Origin of the sequence: Streptomyces sp. NPDC050564 (assembly GCF_044457265.1) — a bacterium.
GTDB lineage: Bacteria > Actinomycetota > Actinomycetes > Streptomycetales > Streptomycetaceae > Streptomyces.
This window is the reverse complement of record NZ_JBITGS010000007.1, coordinates 331418-342376: the sequence shown is the minus strand read 5'-3', so window position 1 is coordinate 342376 and position 10959 is coordinate 331418. Positions and strand designations below refer to the sequence as shown.

At 69.6% G+C, this 10959-nt stretch carries 7 protein-coding genes; 3 read left to right on the top strand and 4 right to left on the bottom strand.

The window, feature by feature from the left end; translation table 11 throughout:
- On the bottom strand, positions 1–1354 hold a 1354-nt coding region (locus ACIBK0_RS14300; protein ID WP_399079268.1), incomplete at its 3' end, for a 2-oxoacid:acceptor oxidoreductase family protein.
- A gap of 412 nt (positions 1355–1766) precedes the next feature.
- Between ACIBK0_RS14300 and ACIBK0_RS14295 the strand changes: the two genes are divergently transcribed.
- From ACIBK0_RS14295 to ACIBK0_RS14285, 3 genes are all read left to right on the top strand, one after another.
- Positions 1767–2354, top strand: coding sequence for a TetR/AcrR family transcriptional regulator (locus ACIBK0_RS14295; protein ID WP_399079265.1), 588 nt, complete (start codon positions 1767–1769; stop codon positions 2352–2354).
- A 585-nt stretch (positions 2355–2939) separates the two neighbouring features.
- Entirely contained in the window at positions 2940–4688 is a 1749-nt protein-coding gene (locus ACIBK0_RS14290) for an MFS transporter (protein ID WP_399079263.1), read from the top strand.
- A gap of 414 nt (positions 4689–5102) precedes the next feature.
- Complete coding sequence (locus ACIBK0_RS14285; RefSeq protein WP_399079261.1) at positions 5103–6101, top strand: DMT family transporter; 999 nt, start codon at positions 5103–5105, stop codon at positions 6099–6101.
- On the opposite strand, the gene ACIBK0_RS14280 is transcribed toward ACIBK0_RS14285, so the two are convergent.
- The 3 genes from ACIBK0_RS14280 to ACIBK0_RS14270 all read right to left on the bottom strand — a co-directional run bounded on the left by ACIBK0_RS14280 (position 6024) and on the right by ACIBK0_RS14270 (position 10916).
- Positions 6024–6713, bottom strand: coding sequence for a TetR family transcriptional regulator (locus tag ACIBK0_RS14280; protein ID WP_399079259.1), 690 nt, complete (start codon positions 6711–6713; stop codon positions 6024–6026). The genes ACIBK0_RS14285 and ACIBK0_RS14280 overlap by 78 nt on opposite strands.
- Before the next feature lie 286 nt (positions 6714–6999).
- A complete protein-coding gene (locus tag ACIBK0_RS14275; RefSeq protein WP_399079257.1) occupies positions 7000–8976 on the bottom strand; it encodes an NAD(P)/FAD-dependent oxidoreductase in 1977 nt (658 codons plus the stop codon).
- Positions 8977–9248: 272 nt separating this feature from the next.
- The gene (locus ACIBK0_RS14270; RefSeq protein WP_399079255.1) at positions 9249–10916 is read right to left on the bottom strand and encodes an NAD(P)/FAD-dependent oxidoreductase; all 1668 of its coding nucleotides are present in this window, start codon (positions 10914–10916) and stop codon (positions 9249–9251) included.
- Positions 10917–10959: the final 43 nt, after the last annotated feature.

The following is a 10959-nucleotide window of genomic DNA, read 5'->3' as shown; positions in this document are numbered from 1 at the left end:
GGTCACGCTTGTACGGCCAGAAGACCTCGGTGCCGTCGTCCAGGGTGTGGTTGGGGCCCTGGGCGAACTGCACGCGCAGATCAGGAAGTTCGTCGATGTCGGGGATGTGCCAGGGCTCGCTGCCGTTGGCCAGGTAGCCATCGCTGAGGAGGAACACCGGCGTGCGGTAGGTCAGCGCGATGCGGGCGGCTTCGAGGGCGGCGTCGAAGCAGTCGGCCGATGTCCTGGGGGCCACGATCGGTACGGGGGCCTCGCCGTTGCGGCCGTACATGGCCTGCAGCAGGTCGGCCTGTTCGGTCTTGGTCGGTAGGCCGGTGGACGGGCCACCCCGCTGGATGTCGATGATCAGCAGCGGCAGTTCGAGCGAGACGGCCAGGCCGACGGCCTCCGCCTTGAGTGTGACGCCGGGGCCGGAGGTGGTGGTAACGGCGAGTGAACCGCCGAACGCGGCGCCCAGCGCCGCACCCACGGCAGCGATCTCGTCCTCGGCCTGGAAGGTGCGTACACCGAAGTTCTTGTGCTTGCTGAGCTCGTGCAGGATGTCGGAGGCCGGGGTGATCGGGTACGAGCCGAGATACAGCGGCAGGTCCGCCTGGGTCGAGGCCGCGATCAGGCCGTACGACAGGGCCAGGTTCCCGGAGATGTTCCGATAGGTCCCCGTCGGAAACGTATCCGCTGCGGGCGCGACCTGGTACGAGACGGCGAAGTCCTCCGTGGTCTCGCCGAAGTTCCAGCCCGCGCGGAACGCCGCGATGTTGGCCGCGGCGATATCGGGCTTCTTCGCGAACTTGCTCTGCAGGAACTTCTCGGTGCCCTCGGTGGGCCGGTGGTACATCCAGCTCAGCAGGCCCAGCGCGAACATGTTCTTGCAGCGGTCCGCGTCCTTGCGGGCCAGCCCGAAGCCGGCGAGCGCTTCCACGGTGAGGGTGTTCAGGGGAACGGGATGGACGTGGTAGCCGTCCAGCGAACCGTCCTCCAGCGGACTCCTCTCATAGCCGACCTTCTGCATCGCCCGCTTGGTGAACTCATCGGTGTTGACAATGAGTTCACCGCCGCGCGGCACATCGCCGATGTTCGCCTTCAGGGCGGCCGGGTTCATGGCGACGAGGACGTCGGGCGCGTCGCCGGGCGTGAGGATGTCGTGGTCGGCGAAGTGCAGCTGGAAGCTGGACACGCCCGGCAGGGTGCCTGCGGGGGCGCGGATCTCGGCCGGGAAGTTGGGCAGCGTCGCCAGGTCGTTCCCGAAGGACGCCGTCTGTGAGGTGAACAGATCACCAGTGAGCTGCATGCCGTCGCCGGAGTCACCCGAGAAACGGATGATGACCCGGTCGAGCTGATCCGTCTGTTTCGTCACCTGCAAGTGCCTCTCCCTGGGGCGGAAATGCGCGTGCGCGGGCATGCACCCGCAGAGCCGTCGCACTGAACGAGGGTTGGGCGCCCGCTGCGAGCGTAGGGGGATCGAGGACTAATTTCAATGGGCGTTGAATTGTGTAGGCGGGTCGGCGTGGACCTGGATCGGCGAGCCCCGGGGGTGTCGCTCACCTGTGCTGGTACGGTGCCAAAAGCCTGATGGGGCAAGGGTGTTGAGGATCAACATCGATGTACGGAAAGCTTTGACCCAAGAAGTCACTGAGTGTAGACTTCATGGCCGAATGAATTATTGTGGGGCTCGGCGTCACGCTGTCCCGTCGTAGCGGACACCCGTGTCGAGGCCGGGCGGGAAGCACGTCCTTCGGGGGGACTCGTGATCGAGAGGAAGTGCCGCCGTGGCCGAAACTAGAGGCATACCCGGTACCCGCCAGACCATCATGCGCTCTGCCGCGGATCTCTTCGCCGAACTCGGCTACCGCAACACCTCGCTGCGCGCCGTCGCCGCGGACGCGGGCTGTGACCCCGCCCTGATCGGGCACTACTTCGCCTCCAAGGAAGCGCTCTACGACGCCGTCGTCGCGGAGACCGTCAGGCCGGCCGAGTTGTTCCGGGAGGCGATCGGGCGACGAGATCCCGGCGCGGCGGAGTGGTTGCTGCGTCACGCGGTGACCGACTGGGGCGACCCTGTGCAGCGACGGCGCATCCTGGGTGTGCTGCGCTCCGCGCTCGATCTGCCCGCGGCTCGGGAGCGATTCACTCAGTCCCTGGTTCCGGAGGGAATCGCCGGGGCGGACGAGATCAGGCTCGCACTGATCAGCAGTCTGCTCGTGGGTGTGATGACGTCACGTCATATGGGTCTGTTGCCACCCGAGTTGGCCAACGATGGTGACTCCGCGGAACTGGTGCGTGCGCTGGCCCCGGCGGTGGCCGCGCTTCTGGTCGCCGAGCCGACAGGGGGCGCCGGTTCCGATCGGAGTGAGTGAACGCCGCTCGTGATGAGGGCGTTCGAGGTCCTGTCGGGCTGCGTGTGCATCAACTTGCGTTGTTTCAGGCTTGCTTCAAGTACTTGGAGTACTTGGCGCTCCCGGATGCTGCGCTCGCCCCGCCGCCCCGCCGCCCCGCCGCCCCGCCGCCCCGCCGCCCCGCCGCCCCGCCGCCCCGCCGCCCCGCCGCGTATCGCCGTCGCCAAGTCGGCTGACGGTGCCGCCGTCGTCGTACCTCATCCGTATGTCCTTCCGTACCCCCTTCGCGCTTCCGAACGGCGAACGGCTCCCCGGTGTCCTCATGTTCACCAGTCGATGACCGTACGAGCCGCAGGTGGTTGCCGAGGTGTCGGACTCGGCCGCTCGCGCGTGATCCGGAACTGCTCAGGGCGCAGCTGCTTCCGACCATCCCTCAGGTGTCACTGCACGTCAACAGGTCGCGTGCGCACGGACGTTGGGCGGGATCGCCCTGTCCGGAACATGGCCATCGCGCTTGCGGTTTGGAATTCAGTACTCGTAGACTTCATTGGAGAATGAAATAACTCGCGGGGTGCTGTCAGCGGACGGCGTACCCAAGGAGGAAACATGGAATCGATCGACACGGGCGTGAAGGCGGCGGCCCCGCCAGGTACTTCGCCCGGCCCGGGGTCCGTCGCGAACCCGGCGCGCTGGGTGATCCTCGCCGTCACGCTGTCCGCCATCTTCATGCAGATGCTGGACACCACGATCACGATGGTTGCCCTGCCCTCGCTGCAGAGCGACCTCGGCTCGACCTTCGCCGAGATCCAGCTGGTCGTCGCGGTCTACTCGCTCGCGTTCGCCTGTGTGCTGGTGACGGGCGGTCGGCTCGGCGACATCTACGGCCGCCGCAAGATCTTCCTGATCGGCATGCTGGGCTTCACCCTCGCCTCGGCGCTGTGCGGCGCGGCACCCAGTTCGACCTTCCTGATCGCGTCCCGGGTGCTCCAGGGCATGTGCTCCGGCCTGATGTTCCCCCAGGTGCTGTCGATCATCCAGGTCACGTTCTCGACGAAGGAACGGCCCAAGGCCCTTGCCATGTACGGGGCTTCGGTGGGACTCGGTACGGTGCTCGGGCCGGTGCTCGGCGGCTGGCTCATCGAGCTGAACATCATGAATACCGACTGGCGGGCGATCTTCTACGTCAACCTGCCGGTCGGTCTGATCGCCCTGCTGCTCGGCCTGGCCAAGATCCCGGAGTCCTCGGGAGACGGCGCACGACGGCTCGACGTCACCGGCGCGGTCATCCTCAGTGCCGGACTCTTCAGTCTGATCCTGCCGTTGGTCATCGGCCGTGAACACGACTGGCCGGGCTGGAGTTTGGTGCTCCTGGTGCTGAGCCCGCTCGTGCTCGCCGAGTTCTTCGTGTATGAGAACAAGCTGTCGAAGCTGGCCGACAGGTCACCACTTGTGCCGAGCGGGCTCTTCAAGGAGCGGTCGTTCACCGTCGGGCTCGTGATCAGCGTGGTGTTCTTCGCCGGCATCCCGTCGTTCTTCATGGTCTTCTTCATGAGCCTGCAGATCGGCTTCGGCTACACCCCGATCTCCGCGGGCCTGGTCAGCCTCGGCTTCGCCGCGCTCATCGCGGTCGGTTCCGCGCGCTCGGCGGCCGTGGTCAAGCGGCTCGGCACCAAGACCCTCGCGGTCGGCACCGGGCTGCTGCTCGTCGGCATGTCCGGTGTGATCGGCACACTGCACTGGGCCGGATCGGACCTGCACGGCTACCAGTTGGTTCCCTCACTGATGATCGCCGGGCTCGGTGGTGGTTTCTTCCTCGCTCCGTGCACCGGGATCATCCTGGCCGGCATCCGCTCCCGTGAGGCCGGTTCGGCGTCCGGCATGCTCGCCACCGTGCAGCAGGTCGGCATCGCGATCGGTATCGCCGTCGCCGGCATCCTCTTCTACGGGCTGCTCGGCTCGAACGCCGACGGCGCCAGCCGAACGGCGCTGCCGGAGCTGCGCAGCGACCTGGCGGCGGCCGGTCTCTCCCAGGCACAGCAGGCGCAGGTCACCGCCGGTTTCCAGACCTGCTTCCACGACAAGATGAACCAGAAGGACCTGACCGCGACACCGGCGAGCTGCGCGGCCATCGAGAAGCAGATGGCGAACGCGCCCGTGCCGGCACAGACCAAGGCGAAGGTGCAGGCCGCGGTGCTCGGCAAGGCCGTGCCCGAGGCGCGCAAGGCCAACTTCGGCGACAGCTTCGAGCAGGTCGTGTTCTGGCAGATCGGCTGCTTCGGCCTGTCCTGCCTGCTGGTCCTCGCCCTGCCGAAGATCCGTCCCGAGGACGTCCAGGACGTTCCCGGGGGCGCCTGACCGGGCCCGTATACCCGCCCGCCCGTACGCGGGCGGCCGGGCCGCCCTGCACGGCGCCTGCCGCGCCCGTACGTCGGCACCCATGGACGTCTGGACGCATCGACGTGCGGGCACCGCGCCCGCGCCGGCCTGGCGAGCGATGTCGACGCATCGCTCGCCTGGTCGGGATCCGCTGACAACACCGCGTACATCGCTGAGAAACGACACGCGTACATCGTTGAGGCACGACACACGTACATCGTTGAGGAACGACCGAGGAACGAGGGCCGGGGGCCGGGGGAGGTGCGCCCCGGTCCCGGTCCTCCCTTCCCTTTCGGCGCCGGCCGCCGCGCTGTCCCGGCGCGGCCGCGCCTCCGACTTCGCCCCGGCCTCCCCACCCCCAACACCCGTCCCCCCGCGGTGAAAGGACGAACCGTGTTCTCGGTTCTCACGCTCGGCGTGGCCTCGGCCCTGGCGTACGCCGGTGCGGCCGTCGCACAGCGAGCGGTGGCCTCGTACGTGAGCGAGCGGGGACGCCGCGGAGTACTGCGCGGCGCGGCCTGGTGGGTGTCGCTGCTGCTCAACTCGCTGGGCGCGGCGCTGCACGCGGCGGCGCTGCGCTTCGGCTCGCTCGTCGCCGTGCAGATGCTCGGTGTGCTCACCCTGGTGGCGGCTCCGCTGTTGTCGGCGGCCGTACTGCGTCGACGTATGAGCAGAGCCCAGTGCTCCGGCATCGCCTTCACCGTGGCCGGTGTGGTCGGACTGCTCTTCCTCACGCGGTCCGCGCAGTCGAGCCGGACGCTCGCGCCGTCGGAGACGGCGGGCGTCGTCGGTCTGACCGTCGCGGTGCTCGCGATCTCCACGGTGGCCGCCGCGGTGGGCCGTCGCATGATGACCACCAGCCTGTGGTACGCCGTCGCCGCCGGCGTCGCCTTCGGTGCCGCCTCGGCGCTGACGCAGACCGCGGTGCTGGAGCTGACGGACGACGGCGCGCTACGGCTGCCGGTCTCGGCCGTCGTTCTCACGATCGGCGTGATCTGCCTGGCGGTCGGAGGCCTCATCCTGTGCCAACTGGCCTACCGGGGCGGGCTGGAGGCCCCGCTGGCCACCATGACCCTGGTCAATCCCGTGTTCGCGGCCGTCATCGGTGCCGTGGTCCTCGGGGACCGGTATGCCACCGGAATCCCCGGCGCGCTGGCGGGACTCGCCGCGGCGGCCGCGGCGGGGCGCGGCGTCTTCGTACTGGCCCACACACGTTCCGAGGCCCGCACCCGCCCGGAGGCACCTGTGTATCCCGAGGCCTACGCGCACCCCGAGGCCTGGACGCACTCCGCGGCGACCGTCCCGGAGCGGCGGCTATCCCTGGGACAGCCGGTCGAAGTGGACCTCGATGGCGGGCACGAACCACTCGATGAGTTCCTCGAAGTCGAGTGAGGCCAGCGGCTCCGTCTGGAGGACGTACCGCAGCATCACCAGGCCGGCTAGCTGCGCGGACACCAGTGAGGCGAAGGCGGGGGTGCGGTCGCTGTCCTCGGGCGCGATGCGCCGGACGCAGGCCGCGAAGCTGTCCTCGATCTGGTCCCGGAAGGTCTTCGAGGTCGCCTCGTCCGACAGCCCGGTCCGGTAGATGGCGATCAGCGCCGGCCGGGTCGACTCGTCCTCCCAGAAGGACAGGAACGTCCGCGCGACCCGCTCACCGCGGCGCTCCAGGACCGGCTCGGCGTCCGTGTCCGTCAGGGAGTCGAAGAGTGCCGACACATCGAGCCGGGACGAGACCGCGTCCTGGAACACGCCTTCCTTGTTGCTGAAGAAGTGGTGGATGAGGGCCGGGTCGACCTGTGCCTGCTGGGCGATGCCCCGCATGGTGGTGCCCGAGTAGCCCTTGGCCGCGAAGAGTTCGAGCGCGGCGTTGAGGATCTGCTCCTTGGTGCTGCTCTGTCCCGGGCGTCGGCCGCCGCCGCGCGAAGGCGACCGGCCGCGGCGGGTGGCAATGCCCGGCTGTGCGTCCGCCTGCGTGGCACAGGGGATCCCGTTTCCGGTGCTCACCAGTCCCCCTTCGGGTACTAATTCATGAGTGCAGGAAATCGACGATATCAGCATCCCACATGGGAAGACTCCCCGGTAGGGAGCATTCCGGCAGTCCGTTGCGGTGTCGAGTCCCCCTCGCGAACCGGTGCGGGAGCTGGCCGGATTCGATCAGCGGACCGCGCCGTCGCGGGCCCCGCGCGCGCCGACGCGACAAGGAACCGCCGTCCCCGGCCCGCGCGGGCGAGCTCCTGCGGGGCGGCGGTTCCTTTGCCCGAATTCTTTCAGTCGCCTGTGAGGTTCCCGTCTACCGTTCGACGTCGGGCAGGACGGTGGCCCCCCGGGTGAGCACCCGTTGAACCATGTACGGCGCCCTGCGCTTGGCCCACAGCAGTACTTTGACCCGTTTCAGCGGAGTGAAGTTGTAGTAGCGGTCGGTGGGATCGCCGAAGGCGAAGAGTGGCGGGACGAACGACGCGCTGTCCATCTGGCCGAAAATCCGCTCGGCCGCCGCGCCCGGTGCCAGCCGGTTGTCAGCCACCTGCCGTGCGGCCGCGACCATGTCGTCGAACAGGGCGACGAAGCCAGGGTAGACGGGGAACCAGAACCCCGCGCCCCGGTAGCGCTCCAACTCCCGCCACTGGTCCGGCCGTCCCGGCCGGGCCAGCGCGTCGTTGCGGGCCCGCTTGAGGGACAGGGCGGCGAACATGGAGTGCAGTAGCCAGACCCGGCAGAAGGCGTTCCAGAGCCGGAAGTCGGTGGTGGCCGTCAGCGCCGTACGCAGCAGCCGGTCCCCGTGCTCGATCAGTGACGCCTGGAACGACTCGAGGGGGCGGAAACGCTCCACCGACCAATCGCCGCTGTGCGCCGCGGAGATGAGGTGCGCGGCCGCCTCGTGGACCAGTTCGGCCGTCAGGGTGACATCCCTGGAGAGCGTGAAGTCGCAGCGTACGGCGGAGCGTTCGAGGACGACGAAGCCGTCGCCGGCGGCGGCGTTGGCGCCGTACTGCCACGGTTCCGAGCCCGTCCACGGGCGGACCGGGGTGGCTTCACCGAACTGCCATTCCAAGTCCGGGAATTGGCGTATCAGCTGCTGGAAGTCGTCCTCCGGCGAGGCCGATCGCTGCGGCCACAGCTTGGCGTCGAGACTCACCGCGACGCTGGTCAGCGAGGTCTCGCCGGTGCGCTCGTCGCCGAACGGGACGAGCTGGATCCAGCCGCCCGGGAAGACCACCTGGGTCGTGCCGCCCGTCCAGGGGGTGCCGCCCCTGCCCGGGTCCACCCGCCGCTCCAGCGGCCGTACGCCTCGCAGGTGCGCGGTCAGCACCCGTGAGGAGTGCCCAAGCGGGCGCAGCGCAGGATCGGGGCCGAGGCGCCGCAGCATCGGCGCGTCGGGCCCGGACATGTCGACCACGAACGCCGCCCCGACACTGCTGCCGTCGGCCAGCTCGACGGTGAAGTCGCCCGCCTCACCGCGCACTTCGGTGAACGGCGAGCGCCCCTGCGGCACCTTGGCGCCGTAGCCCACGGCGAGCCGGTGCACCCAGGCGTCGACGTCGGGCCGGTACAGATGCGACTCGCCGTGCTCGCTGGGCACGTTGAACTGCACCACGTGGTGCGGCCGTACGGGGGCGCCCGGGCGCGCGTACACGAAGCCGATGCTCGACTTGATTCCCGAGGTCCTGCGCACCTCGTCGGGCAGCTCTCCGAAGTGTCCGAGCGCGGACAGCTCGAGCACGCCGTAACGGCGCGCGAGCAGTTCGAAGACCTCCGCGGTGTACGGGACGGTGGTCTCGCCCGACGGGGTGGTGGCGTCGTGCGGTGAGTCCACCAGGACCACGTCGATCCCGGCGCGGGCCAGGATCGCGGCGAGCATGCCGCCGCCGAGGTGGGCGCCGAGGACGGCGACGGTGTGCCGTGCCGGGTTCCCGGGACGGCCGGATGCCGGCGCGGGGCCGGCCTCCGGGGTGATGGACGCGCCGGACTCGGCCCTCGTGCCGGGAACCGGACCGGACTCGGCCGCCGGTTCAGGGGCAGGAGCGGCGGAAGTTGACGCAGCCTGCGCGGCGGGCGTGGCTGCGGCTTCGACGGCAGGGACAGCCTCGCGCGTCTGTTCGCCGCGCCGGACGGTCTTCGGCGTCGGCGTGGTGGGCTGGACGGTCTTGGGCGTGGGTACCGCGGACCGAGCGGTCTTCGGGGCCGGTGCGGCCGGCCCGGCGGCCTTGGGCGTTGCCCCGGCACCCGGAGTCGCGGGCTGCGCCCGCCCTGCGGCACGACTGCTCACAGCAGAAGCAGAAGCAGAAGCAGAAGCAGGAGCAGGCACGGCACTCGGTTCGGCGAGCCGGCTCGGTGTGGGTAGCGGCTTGGCGGGCCTGTTCGTCCCGCGCGGGCGGTCGGCCGCCGGCGCGGTCTCCGTCGCCGGCTCGTACGGCAACGCCGACTCGGCAGCCCCCACCGTATCGGCGCCCTCCGCCCAGCTGTGGTCCGGCGGTCGGGCGGGGCCCGGGGTGGGTGGTCGTTCCGTGTGTTCGTTCCGGGGCATGGGCCCGTCCTCCCTCATGAGTGCCTGCGGAAGCGGGAGCGCAGGAAGCCGCCGAGCGCACCGGCCACCACGGGGCCGGTGTCCGCGGCCGCCGATCCGCGCTTGGCCCAGTGCATGGTGCGGATCATGCGCGCCGGGTTGGGGTTGTAGAAGCGGTTCGCCGGGTCGTGCAGACCGAACGGCGGCGGCGCGTAGCCGTCGTCCTGCAACAGGTCGAACAGCTCGCCGGTTGCCCGGTCGGGCGTCATCAGACCGGCCTCGACGTCCCGGCAGGCGGCCCAGGCGGCATCGGTGATCTTGTTGAAGCCGACACTCGCCGGGAACAGGGCGCCGGGGTGCGGCTGCGCCTCCAACTCCCGCCAGATCAGCGGGTCCTTGGACCGCTGGAACCGTACGAGGGCGTCCTGGGCGTTCAGCGTGCCGAGCACCGTGCCGAGCGCCCACATGCGAAACGTGCCGTTCCACATCCCGTAGTCGCGGAACGAGGTGAAGGACGACGCCACCACCTCGTCGTGGGCGCGCACGAGGCCCTGCTGGAGCGTCTCGATGTGCCCGAACCGCTCGGCGGAGAAGTCGTCGTCCTTGGCCGCCTCGATCAGCCGCCAGGCCAGCGAGTTCACCACGTCGGTGGTGTTGGTCAGACCACGCGAGTACAGCGCGTCCACGAAGCCCGCGGCGTGCGAGGTCAGGCAGAAGCGGTCGCCGACGACCTGGTGCGAGGAGTACTGCAGCCGCCCGGTGGACACCCAGGGGCGGGCCGCCTTCGCGTGCTTGAACTGCGGGGCCACGTCCGGGAACCGTTCGAGGAACTGCGCGAACTCCTGCTCCGGCGGCAGATCCGTCTTCGGGTGCTTGCGCGGGTCCAGGGTCAGACCGACGCTGCACAGCCGGTTGGTGGCGCTCCGGTGGTTGTCGAACGGGATGACCCACACCCAGCCGCCGTCGAAGACGTGGTGCAGGGTGCCCTGGTGCCAGGGGCTCGGGTTGTCGTGCTTGCGCCCGGCGGGGCAGTCGTCGTACGGGCGCACCCCGATCATGTGGGTGAAGAGGGTCCGCGAGTGCGTGCGCTGCTGGGGCACCTCGTCGCGCAGCGCGAACTTCTTGGCCAGTGGCGAGTTGTGGCCGCCCGCGTCGACGACGTACCGGGCACGGATCGCTGGACCGTTCTCCACCGCGAGGGTGACCCCCGAGCCGTCCACCTCGACGTCCGACACGCGGGTGCCCAGGCGCGGCACGGCACCGTAGCGCACCGCGACGTTGAACATGTAGGCGTCGACGTCCTGGCGGAACATGTGGGACTCGGTGGACAGCGCCACCGGAATCACGAACTGGTTGATCTCACTGGAGACCTGGGCCTCGCCCTCGCGGTGGTAGACGAAGCCGAAGTTGCGCTTCTGACCGGAGTTCGAGGACACCTTGGAGCGCATCGTGGAGAAGTGGCTCAGATGCGCGATCTCCGGCACTCCGTAACGCGCGGCGAGGATCCGCAGCATCACGGAGGTGTACGGGATGGTGGACTCGCCCACCGCGAAGCGCGGGTGGGTGCCGGCGTCGATCAGGACCGTCTTCACCCCGTTGCGGCTCAGGATGGCCGCGAGGATGGAGCCGGCGATTCCGGCGCCCAGGATGGCGACGTCATGGACGGCCTTGTCGGGCGAGCCGGACGCGGGCAGCGGTTGCATGATGCTCGTTCCTCCAGAGGTCGGGGCGGAGTTGTGGTGCCGG